Here is a 15,624-nt window from a genome sequence, read left to right as displayed (position 1 = left end):
CCTGGTCTGCAAGCGGGGCTCGACCGACCAGCAGTCGACCGCCCGGGTGTGTGCAGGGCCAGTTGATCAGCCATCACCCCGTCGCGCCGCTCGCAGGGGTGCCGGTTCCGCCGCCGGGGAAGTGGAGCCATGAACACCCCAAGGCGCCGACCCGAGGAGCCGTGATGCACGACGACCGCACATTGGTTGAGGACCGCCTCGAAAGGGCCCTGCACCAGTTCATCCGCCCGGCCCAGTACCCGGCCCGGACCCCGCTCGCCCTCTCCGTCCGGCACATCCCCGGCGAACCCGTACCGGTGGCCCAGGCACTGGAGGGAACCTACGAGCCGTTCAGTGCGGGTACAAAGTGGGGGAAGCCGTGGTCCACCAGCTGGTTCCGGCTGGAGGGGACGGTGCCCGAGGACTGGGCGGGGCGGCGCGTCGAGGTGGTCGTCGACCCCGGCTTCTCCGGCCAGGGGCCCGGATTCCAGGCCGAGGGGATGCTGTACGACGCGGCGGGCGTTCCGCTCAAGGGCATCCATCCACGAAATCGGCATCTGACGGTCGCGTCCCGGGCCGCCGGTGGCGAACCTGTCTCGTTGCTCCTGGAGGCGGCGGCCAACCCGGCGGTTCTGGAGCACGGCTTCGCGCCGACGCCGCTCGGGGACGTACTTACAGCGGGTGACCGGCCCCTCTACCGGTTCGCCTCCGCGGACCTCGCCGTGCTGGACGAAGAGGTCTGGCATCTCGTTCTGGACATCGAGGTGCTTTCCGAGCTGATGCGGGAACTGCCCGTCGACCGGTCACGGCGGCACGAGATCCTGCGGGCGCTGGAGCGCATGCTCGATACGCTGGATCTGCACGATGTGGCGGGCACGGCGCGAGCCGGCCGGGACCGGCTCACCGAGGTGCTGTCCCGGCCGGCGTCGGCGAGCGCACACCGGATCTCGGCCGCCGGGCATGCGCACATCGACTCGGCGTGGCTGTGGCCGCTGCGCGAGACGGTGCGCAAGGCCTCGCGCACCTTCGCCAATGTCACCGCGCTGGGCCAGGACTATCCGGAGCTGGTTTTCGCCGCGTCGCAGGCCCAGCAGTACGCCTGGGTGAAGGAGCATCAGCCGCACATCTGGGAGCGGATCAAGCAGGCCGTGGCGCACGGACAGTGGGCGCCCGCGGGGTCGATGTGGGTGGAGTCCGATGCAAATATGCCGGGCGGTGAGGCGCTTGCCCGGCAGATCGTGCACGGCAAGCGGTTCTTCGAGCAGGAGCTGGGGGTGGAGACGGAAGAGATCTGGCTGCCGGACTCCTTCGGCTACACGGCCGCTTTCCCACAGCTGGCGCGACTGGCAGGGGTGAAATGGTTCCTGACGCAGAAGCTGTCCTGGAACCAGAGCAATAAAATGCCACATCACACCTTCTGGTGGGAGGGCATCGACGGGACCAGGGTCTTCACTCACTTCCCGCCAGTGGACACCTACAACGCACAGTTCCATGGCCGCGAACTGGCCCATGCGGAAAGAAACTTCACGGAGAAGGGGCTGGCGACCCGCTCCCTCGTCCCGTTCGGCTGGGGTGACGGCGGGGGCGGTCCGACCCGCGAGATGCTGGAGAAGGCACGCAGGCTCAGGGATCTGGAGGGTTCGCCCAGGGTCGAGATCGAGAGGCCGTCGGCATTCTTCGCGGCGGCCGAGGAGGAGTACGGGCCGCAGGCACCGGTCTGGTCCGGTGAGCTGTATCTGGAGCTGCACCGGGCCACGTACACCACCCAGGCCAGGACCAAGCAGGGTAACCGGCGCAGCGAACACCTCCTCCGTGAGGCCGAGTTGTGGGCCACCACGGCGGCGCTGCGGACTCCCGGCCACCCTTATCCGTACGAGGCGCTGGACCGGCTGTGGAAGACGGTGCTGTTGCATCAGTTCCATGACATCCTGCCGGGCTCGTCGATCGCCTGGGTGCACCGGGAGGCCCACGAGACATACGAACGGGTACGGGAGGAGCTGGCCGAGCTGGTGGCGGACGCGGTGGCGGCGCTGGGCGGAGCCGAGGGTCTCGTGGCGCTCAACTCATCGCCGTACCGCCGAAGTCAGGTGGTCGAGCTGGACGCCGAGGCGAGCGAGGTGCTGCCCTCGGGCGCGCATGTGCAGCCGCTGGGCGACGGGCGTACGGCGGTGCTCGCCGAGACACCCGGGCTGGGCGCGGGTCTGCTGGACGGTTCGGCGGTACCGGAGCACGCGGTCACGGTGACCGGTTCGGCGGACGAGGGATTCGTATGCGACAACGGGCTGCTGCGGGTCGTGATCGACGGCGACGGGTTGATCGCCGACGTCCGCGATCTCGGCGCGGGGCGGGACGTCCTCGCCCCCGGTCACCGGGCCAACCTCCTCCAGTTGCATCCGGATCACCCCAATCACTGGGACGCCTGGGACATCGACCGCCACTACCGCCGCAGCCGCACCGATCTCACCGACGCCGACTCCGTCGAACTGGTCGAGGAGGGACCGTTGCGGGCCGCCGTCCGTGTGATGCGGTCGTTCGGAGCGTCGCACATCGTGCAGGAGATCCGGCTGACCGCGGGCAGTCGGCGGATCGACGTCGACACCGAGGTGGACTGGCGGGAGTCGGAGAAGGTCCTCAAGGTGTCGTTCCCGCTCGATGTGCACGCCGAACGGTCCACGGCCGAAATCCAGTTCGGACACATTCACCGCCCCACGCACGACAACACCAGCTGGGACGCGGCCCGTTTCGAGATCTGCGCCCATCGCTGGCTGCGGGTCGCCGAGCCGGGGTACGGCATCACAGTGCTCAACGACTCGACGTACGGGCACGAGGTGACCCGGACCCCGCACGGTTCGGGCCTGGGCACGACCGTACGGCTGACGCTGCTGCGCGCCCCGCACAGCCCGGACCCGGAGACCGACCTCGGCAGGCATCGGTTCAGGTACGCGCTGGCGCCGGGCGGTGAGGTCACGGATGCGGTACGGGAGGGGCTGGCGCTCAATCTCCCGTTGCGGGCGGCCCTTGCGCCGGCCCTGCCGTCACTGATCAGCACCGGGCATCCGGCGGTCACGGTGGAGTCGGTCAAGCTCGCCGAGGACCGCAGCGGCGATGTGATCGTGCGGCTGTACGAATCGGCGGGCGGGCGCGCCGACACGACACTGCGGGTGGGATTCCCCGTCGTACAGGCCCGGATCACCGACCTGCTGGAACGACCGCTGCACGAGGCAAACACCGATGAGCACGGTCTCGTACTGTCGCTGCGGCCGTTCCAGATCCTGACGGTCCGTCTGACCCCTGCATGAGGTCCCGGCCGGCCCCGGCGTGAAGGCCCGGCCCGTCCCGCCCCTCTGCTCGGGTTCGTTCAGGGGCGGGGCACGTTCCGCAGGTTGGAGCGGGCCATCTGGACCATCCGGCCGACTCCGCCGTCCAGCACGATCTTGCTGGCGGAGAGCGCGAAGCCGGTCACCATCTCCGCGCTGATCTTCGGCGGGATGGAGAGCGCGTTGGGGTCGGTGACGACATCGACGAGCGCCGGGCCCTTGTGCTTGAAGGCGTCCTTGAGGGCGCTTTCGAGCTGCTTGGGCTTTTCCACCCGTACGCCGTACGCCCCGGCGGCCCTGGCGATCGCCGCGAAGTCCGGGTTCTTGTTGGTCGTACCGAACGACGGCAGTCCGGCGACCAGCATCTCCAACTCGACCATGCTGAGCGAGGAGTTGTTGAACAGCACGACCTTCACCGGCAGGTCGTACTGCACCAGGGTGAGGAAGTCGCCCATCAGCATGGTGAATCCGCCGTCGCCGGACATCGACACGACCTGCCGGTTCCGGTCGATGAACTGGGCGCCGATGGCCTGCGGCAGCGCATTGGCCATCGAGCCGTGGCTGAACGAACCGATGACGCGGCGTTTGCCGTTGGGCGAGAGATAGCGGGCGGCCCAGACGTTGCACATACCGGTGTCGACGGTGAACACGGCGTCGTCGTCCGCCAGATCGTCCAGCACCGAGGCGACGTACTCCGGGTGGATCGGGATGTGCTTCTCGACCTTGCGGGTGTACGCCTTGACCACGCCCTCCAGCGCGTCGGCGTGCTTCTTCAGCATCCGGTCGAGGAACTTGCGGTCGGTCTTGACCTTCACCCGGGGAGTCAGACAGCGAAGCGTCTCGCGGACATCGCCCCAGACCGCCAGATCCAGCTTGGAGCGGCGGCCGAGGTGCTCGGGCCGCACATCGACCTGGACGATCTTCACATCGTTGGGGAGGAAGGCGTTGTACGGGAAGTCGGTGCCGAGCAGGATGAGGAGATCGCACTCGTTGGTCGCCTCGTAGGCAGCGCCGTAGCCGAGCAGTCCACTCATGCCGACGTCGTACGGGTTGTCGTACTGGATCCATTCCTTGCCGCGCAGCGCGTGCCCGACCGGGGACTTCACCCGTTCGGCGAACTCCATCACCTCGGCGTGGGCACCCGCCGTGCCGCTGCCGCAGAACAATGTCACACGTTTCGCCTCGTCGACCATCCGGCAGAGCTTCTCGATCTCCTCGTCACCGGGCCGTACCGTCGGCCGCGAGGTGACGAGGGCGTGCTCGATCGACTTGTCCGGGGCCGGCTGCGATGCGATGTCACCCGGCATCGAGACGACGCTGACGCCGCCTCGGCCGATCGCGTGCTGAATGGCCGTCTGGAGCAGCCGCGGCATCTGCTGCGGGTTGGAGATCATCTCGTTGTAGTGGCTGCACTCCTGGAAGAGCAGCTCCGGATGGGTCTCCTGGAAGTAGCCGAGACCGATCTCGCTCGAAGGGATGTGCGAGGCGAGGGCGAGAACGGGTGCCATGGAGCGGTGGGCGTCGTAGAGGCCGTTGATGAGATGCAGATTGCCGGGGCCGCAGGATCCGGCGCAGGCCGCCAGCGAGCCGGTGATCTGGGCCTCGGCTCCGGCGGCGAACGCGGCGGTCTCCTCGTGCCTGACCTGGATCCAGTCGATGGCCGAGTTACGGCGGATGGCGTCGACGACCGGGTTGAGGCTGTCGCCGACGACGCCGTACATACGCTTGACGCCCGCCCGGGCGAGGATGTCGACGAACTGCTCCGACACGTTCTGCTTGGCCATGGGTGCATACCCTTTCCGCGCTTCGGCTTCCGGACTCCGCATCCATCAACCCATGGCGCGCGCGGTTACGCCTCCCAGACGCCGACACTCGTACGGTCGTCGGAGTACCCCTTCACCCTGAGCTGGGTGTCCGCGAGGAAAGTCGCGAGCCCGGGTGCCTGGTCGGGGGTCCAGCGTTCGGCGAGCTCCTGGGCGAGCGCGGGCTCGCCGCGCAGGGGTTCGGCGAGGCCGCTGCTGCACAGCAGCAGGGTGTCCCCCGGCCGGGCCACCGACGCCCGGAACCGGAACGGCTCGGCGGGCGGGGCGAGCGGGCCCTCGGCATACGGGGACGGGGGCGTGGCGATGCCCGGATCCATGGTGAGGCGGTCTCCGTCGGGGCCGCTCCTGGCAGAGGGGGAGCCGAATCCGACCGCGGCTTCGCCGCTGATGTCACCGGCTTCCGGAACCTCCGGTTCGAGGTCCTGCCAGACGCCGTCGCGCAGCCGGAGGAGCCCACCGGCGCCGGCGCCGAAGAAGACCCTGGTACGGCAGTCCGGGTCCGCCGACAGCAGGAGACAGCGCAGGCCCGCCGTGTACTGCTGCGGTTCGAGTCCCAGCTCGGCGGCGCGGGCGCGCAGCTTGCCGTAGCCGCGGTCGGTGAGGCGATGCAGGCCGGATCTGAGGTCGTCACGGCGGCCGGCCCTTATGTCCTCGGAGAGCCGGACATGGCTGCGGCCGACGGCACCGCCGATCCAGCGGCAGGCGTCGGCCGCCGCCAGATGCGCCCGTTCGGTGGCGCGGGCCCCGGTGGCGACGGCGACCAGGACGAGCGCGCTCCTGTCGGTGCCGAAGCGGACGGTGAGCAGCGCATCGCGGCGGGGCTCGCCCCTGAACCGTGCGGAGTCCCCGCGCACGGAGGCGGCGCGCAGGGTGTACGTGCCGTATTCGGCGCCGTCGAGCACGGTGTCGGCGACGAGACTGTCGAGCTCTTGGGGGACGGTGGCGGGCAGCGTGGTGGGCTCGGCGTCGTAGGTGGGCGGCCGGTCACCCACATGGCCGATCACAGGGCGGAGTGGGGCGGGTGTGGGTGTGGGTGCGGGTACGCGTTCAGACTCGGGTGCAGGTGCCTGTGCGGTGACCGTGGTGACGGGGGCCTGCGGGGCGGCGGGTCCCTCGCCGCCCGCCCACCTGGGCAGCGGCGGCGCCGGCGCGGACGCCCCATCGGCGAGGGACGGCTCGGGCACAAGCCCGGTCCCCGACGGCGAGTCCGGCCCGGACGGTGGGTCAGCGGCGGCCGGAGGACCGGCCGGAACCGGCGGTGCGGCGAAGGTGTGCGGCTGCGAAGAGCCGGCCGGGGACGCACCGGGGCCGCGTACGGGCGCAGTCGGCGGCTCCCACGGAGCACGCACCCGCACCGGCTCAGGCACCACGGGCGCTGACGGCGCAGGCGCGGACGGCGCGACTGGCGCAGGCGCGGACGGCGCGACTGGCGGAGGAGGCGGCGGAGGCGGCGGCGGAGGCGGAGGCGGAGGCGGTGGCGGCCCAGCCGACGTGCCCGGCACCACCGCCGAAGGCGGAAGCAGAAGCCCAGCCCCCGCCGCCGCCCCGTCAAACCCCCCGTGCCCGCCCGGACTCACCGCGTCCGACGCCGAGTCGAAGCGGTCGTCGAGGCTGTCGGCCGCATTGCTCGCCCCGGTGTCCCTGGCGGTCTCGTCGTACAGCCTGCGCCACCAGTCGTCCTCGTGGGCGGCGGGCCTCTCCCCCTGCTGGCTCATGCCCTTATTGTCCACCGCCCGGGCCTTACGAAAACGGGTCATCCGGAAAAAGTGGCCATGAAAAAGGTCCGCCGGGCGGCCCCACCCCCCACGGGAAGGACGCCCGGCGGACCGGTCAGGACGTGATCAGCGCACGGCGTAGGCGTCGTTCACGGTCTGGATGACGGAGTTGCCGTTGGCGTCCGTCAGTTCGGTCTTCAGGGTGACCGGCTTGCCGGCCGCGCCCGCGTGGTTCACGGTCGCGGTCCAGTGGCCGCCCTGCTGTGCGGTGGTGGCCAGGGTCCAGGTCTCGCCACCGTCGTACGAGTAGGAGACCTCGGCGGCGACCAGCTTGCCGGGCGTGTAGCCCGCGTGGCCGGTGACGCTCAGGCCGATCGTCTGACCGTCCTTCGCCGCAAGGGACTTGAGCCCGTCGGTCTCCAGCTCGTAACCCGGGAAGAGCAGCGGAATCCCCTGCGAGTACACGTTCTCGTCCCGCTTCGAGCGGAACTTCCAGGTGGTCTCGGTCTGGGTGGACCGCTTCCACACGGCGGCGGGCTGGCCGAACTTGGCCGTGGTCATGGTGAGTTCGTAAGCGGCGTCCCCGGCCGGAACGGTGAACACCCCGGACGGCCAGCCGGTCTCGCCGAGCACCTCGCCACCGCTGCTCAGCCGCATGTTGCCGATGTCTCCGAAGGAGCCCTGGAGACCGGCGTGCTCGGTGTCGCTCCAGAATCCCGGGGCGACGCCGATCAGGTTGTCCTGCCGTTCCGCGGCGAGCTGGACCTTGCCCGCGGCGTCACGCGGAGCGGCCGGGGCCGGGATGCCCCGGTACCAGTTCTCCGTACGCTTCGAGCCCGCCGTGTAGGTACGGGGCTGGTCGACCATGTACTCGCCCCAGGGGAAGCTGGAGGAGAGGTAGCGCTCCCAGCCGGTGTCGCCCGCCGAGTAGTACTCGGTGCGCTCGCCGGGGACGGCGACGGTGTCGAAGCCTCCGGAGTAACTCCCGCCGTACGGGCGGTTGATGATCATCGTGTCGACGTAGTCGGCCGCGACGCCCATCGCCTCGTACGTGGCGGTGGACTTGCCGAGCTTGCTGTCACGGACCTTGTAGGTACGGTCCGAGGTGACAGGGCCGGTCTCGGGGAACGCGAGGTTGTAGACGAACGGGCTGGCGGCGGTGGCCTTCCAGCTCAGCTTCACGGGGCCGTCGGCCAGAGCGGCCTTCAGTGCGTCGGCCTCGCTCGACTCGATGCCGAGAGAGGGCAGCGGCGCCGCACCGTATCCGACGGACGGCTGCCAGGGGCCCGTGGACGGCCGGTACGCGATGACCGCCTTTGCGCCCGCGGACTTGGCGTTCCGCGCCTGAGTGGCCATCGCTCCGTCATCGGCGATCTGGACCAGGGCTATCTTGCCCGGGACACCGGCGGCCTTCAGCTCGTCGGGGGTACCGGTGCCCGCGTCGACGAGTGCGGCCTCCCCGGTACCGTCGAGGTTGACGGAGCCGGTGCTCGCCACCGTCGGGTGCAGTGCGGCACCGCCGACGACCGACAGCTTCTCGATCTGCGGCGCGTACGCTCGCCAGAAGCTGGCGAACTCGAAGTCGCCGTCACTTGCCTTGCCCTGCACATCGGCCAGGTAGTTCTTGACGATGCCGGTGCCGCTGATGGAGCCCGAGTGCAGCCATGTGCCGTCCCAGCTGCGGCCGAAGGAGAGCGTGGTGGAGCGGTTCTCGGACGCGCGGTCCTCCGTCTCCACCTGGATCCGGTGGGCCTTGCGGGCGTCCAGGACCAGGGTGGTGTCCTTGGTGACGTTCAGCTGCGGCCGCGCGAGGTAGCCCACGGACTCGACCAGCTTGCCGGTGGCGTCCTTTGCATCGGGCGTCGTGATGAAGCTGGACACGAAGTACGCACCGGGGCGGACCTGGTAGACCTGATCGGTGGCGCCGTCGTTGAAGCGGCGCTCACCGCTGGCGGTGTCGGTGCCGATGAGGTCCAGCGAGGACGAGCCCGCGGCAGGCTTGCCGGTGCGGTCGACGAGCTTGACGCGCAGGGTGACGGTCTCCGGTCCGACGTACATCGAGAACGGGGTGGAGACCTTGACGCCGTCGGGCCCGGTGGCGAGCACGCGTCCGGTGACATCGCCGTACTGGGCGGCTGTCAGCTTCGCGGTCGGGTCGATGTGCAGCGGAACCTTGACGGTGGCTCCGGCCGGAACGGTGACGGTGCTCGCGTCGAGCTTCGCGACCGAGGAGCGGACGTCCGACCCGTCGTTGCCGGTGACGCCCTGGACCTTCAGCGACAGCTTCACCGGCTTGGTGCCGGAGTTGGTGTACGGGACGTCGACCGTGGTGCGGTCGCTCTTGTCCTGCGGCCAGTTGAAGGTGCCGCCCTGGACGGCGGGGGCGCCGACGACGGTGGTGTCGATGGCGGCCTTCACGTCGAGGCGGCCACCGCCTGTCTCGCGTACGTCGCCGGGGATGTCGCTCTTCGCGGACGACACGAGGGCCGCCTTGATCTGCTGAGCGGTCCAGTCAGGGTGACGCTGCTTCACGATGGCTGCGGCGCCCGCGACATGCGGAGTGGCCATCGACGTACCGGACATGGTGCGGTACGCGTAGATTCCCCGCCCGCCGGCCGCGGCGGCCGAGATGTTGACGCCGGGCGCCGAGATCTCGGGCTTGAGGGTGTGCGATCCGATCACGGGTCCACGGCTGGAGAACTGGGCCGTGGAGTCGTCACGGTCGACAGCGCCGACAGTCAGCACGCTCGGGGCGCACCCGGGCGAGGAGACGGTGTTCAGCGTCGGTCCCGAGTTACCGGCCGCGATCACGAACAGGGTGTTCTTGCTCCGGGCGAGTTCCTCGGCGGCGACGCTCATCGGGTCGGTGCAGTCGGTCGGCGTCGGGCTGCCGAGGCTCATGGAGACGACGTCGGCCTTCTGGTCGACGGCCCACTGCATACCGGCGATGATCCAGGACTCGGCGCCGGAGCCGCTGTCGTTGAGGACCTTGCCCGCGAGCAGGTCGGCGCCGGGGGCGACGCCCTTCTTCTTGCCGTCGCTGGCCGCGCCGGAGCCGCCCACGGTGGAGATGGTGTGGGTGCCGTGGCCCTGCCGGTCGTCGGTGGTGTCGGAGTCGGTGAAGTTCTCCGAGGCGGCGATCCGGCCCTTGAGGTCGGGGTGTTCGGCGTCGACACCGGTGTCGAGCACGGCGACCTTGGTGCCCTTGCCGTCGTATCCGGCGGCCCAGGCGAGGTCGGCGCCGATCTGCTTGGTCGACTTGTCGAGGGTGGCCTGAACCTTGCGGTCGAGCCAGAGCTTCTTCAGACCGGAGGCCGAGCGGGAACGGGTGTCGGTGACGTCCGACCAGAAGTCGGCAGCCTTCTCCTTGTCCGCCTTGAGCGCAACGCCGTCGATCGCGTCGAGTGCGAGTCCGCGCTTGGCGCCGCGCGGGGTGGCGGGCGCGGAGCGGGCCGTGTCCTTGCCGTAGACGGCGATCAGCGGCAGCGACTTGGTGCTCGCGTCGTCGTAGCCCTGGCGGATGAGTCCGGTGACGTTGAAGAGTTCTTCGTCGACCGTGCCCGCAGCCAGCGCGTCGGTGGCGGTGTCGGGGTAGACGTAGAGGTCCTTGCCGGACTGCCTGGTCTGCACGAGGGGGACGGTGCCGTCCTCGCGCGGCAGTGCGGTGACCGATGCGGCCCCCGAACTGTCCGTGCTCACCAGGACCTTGTCGCCGGTGACCAGGGTGACGGTGACCGGCTTTCCCTCCTTGGTGTCGGCGGCCGCACTGCCGGTCAGTGGTCTCTTCGCGGTCGTGTCGTCCTGCGGCGCTGCCGCGGACGGTGCGATCGCGGTGACGGCCAGGACGGCGGCGGTGGCCGCTCCCAGTGCCGTACGCGATATCGGACGCATCGCTCTCCCCAATTGAAACCGGAATATCTCTGAACAAACCGCGGCATTCCGGAGGTTGTTGGTACTGCGGTGGCGCCACATTGGCAGAGCGACGGGCGATAAAGGGATGATGTACACGGCGGGTTTACGCCGTGGCCGCTTTCCGCCACGACCGGGCACCCGAAGACAGCGACATCGTGCGGAATCAATGCGTCCGGGAGGGGTCCGGGGATGCTGGGAGCCATAGGTCTCGACGAGATACAGGAGTCGGCGTACCGCGCGCTCGTGGCGGTGGGAGCCGCGGAGGTCTCCGATCTCGCGCACCGGCTGGCACTTCCCGAGTCGGACACCGAACGGGCGTTGCGCCGACTGGAACAGCACGGGCTGGCCGCCCAGTCGTCGGCCCGTACGGGCCGTTGGGTGGCCGCGCCGCCGGGGGTGGCGCTGGGTGCGCTGCTGACCCAGCAGCGCCATGAGCTGGAGCAGGCGGAACTGGCGGCGGCACTGCTCGCCGAGGAGTACCGGGCGGAGGCCACCGATTCGGCCGTGCACGATCTGGTCGAGGTGGTCACGGGCGCGAGCGCGGTGGCGCACCGTTTCCACCAGCTGCAGCTGGGGGCGACGAGCGAGGTGTGCGCCCTGGTCACCGGGAAGCCGATCGCGGTCAGCGGAATGGAGAACGAGTCCGAGGAGCAGGCCGCCACGCGCGGTGTGTCGTTCCGGGTGGTGGTCGAGCGCGAGGTGCTCGCGCTGCCGTCCGGGATCACGGAGCTGTCGGCCGCGCTGAGTCGTGACGAGCAGTGCCGGGTCGTCGACCGGGTGCCCACGAAGCTGGTCATCGCCGACACGGCCCTGGCGATGGTGCCGCTGACCGGACGGGGCGCCGAGCCCGCGGCGCTGGTGGTTCATGCCTCCGGGCTGCTGGAGTCACTGATGGGGCTCTTCGAGGCGGTGTGGCGCGATGCCATGCCGCTGAGGCTCGGCGAGAGCAGCCGCCTGGAGGAGGAGCCCACCGGGCCCGATGCGACGGACCTGGAGATTGTGTCGCTGCTGCTGGCCGGGCTGACGGATGCGAGCGTGGCGAAGCAGCTGGAGCTGGGGCTGCGGACCGTACAGCGACGGGTGAAGGGTCTGATGGAGCTGACCGGGGTGTCGACCCGGCTTCAGCTGGGCTGGCACGCGTACGAGCGGGGCTGGGTGGCCCGGACGCCACGGACCTGAACGAGGCCCCCGCCGGATACCCCGGCCCGGTGTCCCCGCCACTTCGTTACGACCCTGAACTGCACCGACGGCCCGCCCCGAGCCGCGCTGACGGGCGGGACCGGCCGGACTCCGGCAGGCTGGTCAGATGGGAGTGTGGCAGCTCGTCGCCGTCGGCCTGGTGATGCTTCTCGGCCTGGTCGGCGTGCTGGTGCCGGGGGTGCCGGGGCAGGCGATCGTCTGGGCCGCCGTGCTGTGGTGGGCGTTGGCCGACACGACTCCGGCCGCCTGGGGGGTACTCATAGGTGCCACCGCACTGCTTCTGCTGAACCAGGCGCTGAAGCCGTTGCTGCCGCCGCGCCGCCCCCGTGAGTCCGGTGCACCGCGCAAGACTCTGATGCTGGGCGGGGCCGGCGCGATCGTGGGCTTCTTCGTGGTGCCGGTGGTGGGCGGGATCGTCGGTTATGTGGGGGCGGTCTACGGGGCGGAGCGGCTGCGGCTCGGCAGCCACGGGGCGGGGTGGGCATCGGTCCGCTCGGCGATGCGGGCGACGGGCTATTCCGTGCTCGTCGAGCTCTACGCATGTCTGCTGGTGACGGGGGCCTGGCTGAGCGCGGTGATCTGGGCCTGACCCTCCGCGCCCCCTCGCCCCTGACCATTTGGATGGATGCTGTCCAGATAGAGGGAGACACATCCGATCTCTCCAGCTCTATTGACGCATGGACACCCCATGCCTACCTTCCCTGGAGGAATAGCTCGGATGAATTGATGTGCCTGCGTACGAGTCGTCAGGAGACGCCTTGCCCACAGCACCGGACCCCTCCCGCCCGTCCCGGAACGAAGCCCCGTCCCCCTCCCGAAGAAGTGTTCTCGCCACCGGCACCGCGATCGGCGGCGCACTCGTGGTGGGCGGTGCGTCCGTCCCCGCCCAGGCAGCCGCCCCTGGACCCGCCGCCCCGGCCCCTGTCACCGTGCACTCCCCCGACGACAGCTGGCGCACGGTCCTGGACGACGCCGACCTGCTCTGGCAGAAGCTGCCGAAGACCTGGTACGAGGGCCCGTATCTGGGCAACGGCCGCCTCGGCTCCGGCATCTACGCCGAGCCCGGCGCCACCACCACGGCCGTCCGATTCAACGTCCAGCACTCCGAGGTCCAGGACCACCGCCCCGAGTTCGGCTCCCTCTTCGGCCTCGCCCGCCTCCCGATCGGCCACTTCACCCTGGAACCGGCCGGCACCATCACGGGCATCGAGTGGTGGATGCGGTTGCGCACCGCCGAACTCGAAGGCACCGTCACCACGACCGCGGGCACCCTGAAGCTCCGCGCCTTCGTCCACTCCTCCAGCGATCTGCTCGCCGTGGAGGTCACCCCGAGCGCGGGCGAGCAGGACTTCCGCTGGGTCTTCCACCCGGCCGACGCAATCAGCCCGCGTGCCGCTTTCAAGCCCGTCCCGGACGGCTACACCGGCAACCCGCCCGCGGTGACCGAAGAGCACGGCGAGATCACCGCCGCCGTCCAGCCGCTGCTCGCGGGCGGTCAGCACGTCACCGCCTGGCAGGAGCGCAGCAGGGGCACGAGCCGCACCCTGTACGTCACCGTCACGCACTCCCACCCGGGGACGACGGCCCGTGACCGTGCGCTGCGTGCCGTCAAGACCGCTTCCGCGCTGCCGTACGGTCTGCTCGCCGCGCCTCATCGCACCTGGTGGGACCGGTTCTACCGGAAGAGCTTCCTGTCCCTGCCCGACGCCCGGCTGCAGCGTTTCTACTGGATCCAGCTGTACAAGACGGCTTCGGCGGCCCGCAGGGACGCTCCCGTGATGGCCACCTCCGGCCCCTGGCTGGAGCCCACCCCGTGGCCGAACACCTGGTGGAATCTCAACGTCCAGCTGGAGTACTGGCTGATCCACGGCTCCAACCACCTGGAACTGGACGCCGTCACCCGCGCCCTGAGCGAATTCCGGGACCAGCTCTCCCGCGAGGTCGCGGCCCCCTACCGGGCGGACTCCGCCGGCATGCCCCGTACCACCGACCCCCAACTGGTCAACGGCGCATCGGTCACCGACGGCGGCTACGGTGTCGGCATCCCCGGCCAGGACCCGCCCACCCCCGAGGTCGGCAATCTGACCTGGGCGCTGCACAACGTATGGCTCTCCTACCGCCACACCATGGACGAGTCGATCCTGCGCGACACGCTCTTCCCGCTGCTGCGCAAGGCCGTCAACTACTATCTGCACTTCCTGACGCCCGGCGCGGACGGAAAGCTGCATCTCCCGGCGACGTTCTCCCCCGAGTACGGCGTCAACGCCCCCGACTGCAACTACGACCTGATGCTGCTGCGCTGGGGCTGCCGCACCCTGCTGGAATCGGCGGAGCAGCTCGGTATCCACGACCCGCTGACCGCCCGCTGGCAGGAAGTTCTGGCCAGGCTCGCGCCGTACCCGGTCGACGCCAACGGCTTCATGATCGGCGCCGGTGTGCCGTTCGCGAAGTCGCACCGCCACTACTCGCACATGCTCGCGGTCTACCCGCTGTACGAGCTGACAGGGGCTACGCCCGATGAGCGCGCCCTGATCGAGAAGTCCCTCGCCCACTGGGTGGGGTTCGAAGGCGCTCTGCAGGGCTACACCTTCACCGGCGCCGCGTCGATGTCCGCGCTGCTCGGCAAGGGCGAGGACGCGCTGAAGTACCTCGGCCAGCTGATGAGCCGCTTCATCCAGGCGAACACCATGTACAAGGAGTCGGGCCCGGTCATCGAGACCCCGCTGTCGGCGGCCCAGTCGCTGCACGACATGGTGTGCCAGTCGTGGGGCGGCACGATGAGGGTCTTCCCTGCGCTGCCCGCCGCTTGGCGGGAGATGACCGTCCATGACTTCCGTACGCAGGGCGCTTTCCTGCTCAGTGCGGTACGCGAAGAGGGGCGGACCCGCTGGGTGCGGGTGACCAGCGAGGCGGGCGCACCCTGCGTCGTACGCCATGGCATAGAGGGTGCCATCGAGATTCGCGACCGGCACGGACGACCGCTGGGTTACGAGGAGTTGGCCGACGGTGCGGTACGCATCCGCCTGCGCAAGGGCGACTCGGCGCTGATCACGGCAAAGGGCGACCGCCCGGACCTGACCGTCCGCCCGGTCACGGCGAACGAGCCCGCGCCACGCTGGGGCCTGCCGGCCTGAGCCCCGGCCCGAAGTCCTGGGACCGGTGTCCGATACGTCGGACGGTGCAAGTGACGGGTACGCGTGTGAGGCTGACTCCATCACCGAATTCAGCGAGGCCTGGCGCGCTTACCTCAGCACCCGACGGCTGGGGCGGCCGGCCACCGTCGACCCGGACGTGCCGGCCGCAGGCCGATCCCGTCGGCTTCTTCCCGCAGGAGGACGGGACGGTCCTGGTCGGCGGCTACGCACTCGGGACGACGAAGAAGTGGCGCAGCCTCCAGGCCGGCCCGAAGGTGCCCCTGGTCGTCGACGGCATCATGAGCCTGCGGCCGTGGGCGGTCCGCGGCGTCGACTTCCGCGGCGAGGCCGAACTCCTCACCGGACCGCCGGCCTCGGCGCACACTTCAGCGAAGAGCTCATCCGCATCCACCCGAAGAAGATCCACAGCCGGGGCCTCGACGAAGGGACCTAGACCCGGACTTCGCGGGTCACCGTTTCAGGTCTGTGGCCAGCGGGTTTGTCCGATGTCGGTGTCGAGGAGATCGAGGAGGTGAAGTTGAAC

7 protein-coding genes and 1 pseudogene are annotated in these 15,624 nt (G+C 70.0%); 5 read left to right on the top strand and 3 right to left on the bottom strand.

Annotation, left to right across the window (positions count from 1 at the left end):
- The first annotated feature begins 164 nt into the window (after nucleotides 1–164).
- A complete protein-coding gene (locus ACIPEK_RS32150) occupies nucleotides 165–3,278 on the top strand; it encodes an alpha-mannosidase (protein WP_402003328.1) in 3,114 nt (1,037 codons plus the stop codon).
- Between the two features lie 59 nt (nucleotides 3,279–3,337).
- Here the strand turns inward: ACIPEK_RS32150 and ACIPEK_RS32145 are convergent, their stop codons facing one another.
- From ACIPEK_RS32145 to ACIPEK_RS32135, 3 genes are all read right to left on the bottom strand, one after another.
- Nucleotides 3,338–5,080, bottom strand: coding sequence for a pyruvate dehydrogenase (locus ACIPEK_RS32145; protein ID WP_402003325.1), 1,743 nt, complete (start codon nucleotides 5,078–5,080; stop codon nucleotides 3,338–3,340).
- Nucleotides 5,081–5,145: 65 nt separating this feature from the next.
- Nucleotides 5,146–6,834, bottom strand: coding sequence for a protein phosphatase 2C domain-containing protein (locus ACIPEK_RS32140; protein WP_402003322.1), 1,689 nt, complete (start codon nucleotides 6,832–6,834; stop codon nucleotides 5,146–5,148).
- Nucleotides 6,835–6,960: 126 nt separating this feature from the next.
- Complete coding sequence (locus ACIPEK_RS32135) at nucleotides 6,961–10,725, bottom strand: S8 family peptidase (protein ID WP_402003320.1); 3,765 nt, start codon at nucleotides 10,723–10,725, stop codon at nucleotides 6,961–6,963.
- 210 nt (nucleotides 10,726–10,935) lie between these two features.
- Here ACIPEK_RS32135 and ACIPEK_RS32130 point away from each other — a divergent pair, with 210 nt between their 5' ends.
- From ACIPEK_RS32130 to ACIPEK_RS32115, 4 genes and pseudogenes are all read left to right on the top strand, one after another.
- On the top strand, nucleotides 10,936–11,925 hold the full coding sequence (locus tag ACIPEK_RS32130; protein WP_383078302.1) for a helix-turn-helix domain-containing protein: 990 nt from the start codon (nucleotides 10,936–10,938) through the stop codon (nucleotides 11,923–11,925).
- A gap of 127 nt (nucleotides 11,926–12,052) precedes the next feature.
- Entirely contained in the window at nucleotides 12,053–12,535 is a 483-nt protein-coding gene (locus ACIPEK_RS32125) for a DUF456 domain-containing protein (RefSeq protein WP_402003316.1), read from the top strand.
- A gap of 169 nt (nucleotides 12,536–12,704) precedes the next feature.
- A complete protein-coding gene (locus tag ACIPEK_RS32120; RefSeq protein ID WP_402003313.1) occupies nucleotides 12,705–15,080 on the top strand; it encodes a glycosyl hydrolase family 95 catalytic domain-containing protein in 2,376 nt (791 codons plus the stop codon).
- 79 nt (nucleotides 15,081–15,159) lie between these two features.
- A pseudogene (locus tag ACIPEK_RS32115) lies at nucleotides 15,160–15,534 on the top strand (PPOX class F420-dependent oxidoreductase).
- Nucleotides 15,535–15,624 lie beyond the last annotated feature (90 nt).

The sequence above is a fragment of the Streptomyces sp. NPDC088246 genome (genome assembly GCF_044741025.1).
GTDB lineage: Bacteria > Actinomycetota > Actinomycetes > Streptomycetales > Streptomycetaceae > Streptomyces.
Note: the sequence above shows the minus strand (reverse complement) of the source record. Positions and strands in the feature narration are given on the sequence as shown.

Bases quoted from the DNA above. Each gene is read 5' to 3' on its own strand.
- ACIPEK_RS32150 (WP_402003328.1), top strand. From the start codon at position 165: ATGCACGACGACCGCACATTGGTTGAGGACCGCCTCGAAAGGGCCCTG.
- ACIPEK_RS32145 (WP_402003325.1), bottom strand. From the start codon at position 5,080: ATGGCCAAGCAGAACGTGTCGGAGCAGTTCGTCGACATCCTCGCCCGG.
- ACIPEK_RS32140 (WP_402003322.1), bottom strand. From the start codon at position 6,834: ATGAGCCAGCAGGGGGAGAGGCCCGCCGCCCACGAGGACGACTGGTGG.
- ACIPEK_RS32135 (WP_402003320.1), bottom strand. From the start codon at position 10,725: ATGCGTCCGATATCGCGTACGGCACTGGGAGCGGCCACCGCCGCCGTC.
- ACIPEK_RS32130 (WP_383078302.1), top strand. From the start codon at position 10,936: ATGCTGGGAGCCATAGGTCTCGACGAGATACAGGAGTCGGCGTACCGC.
- ACIPEK_RS32125 (WP_402003316.1), top strand. From the start codon at position 12,053: ATGGGAGTGTGGCAGCTCGTCGCCGTCGGCCTGGTGATGCTTCTCGGC.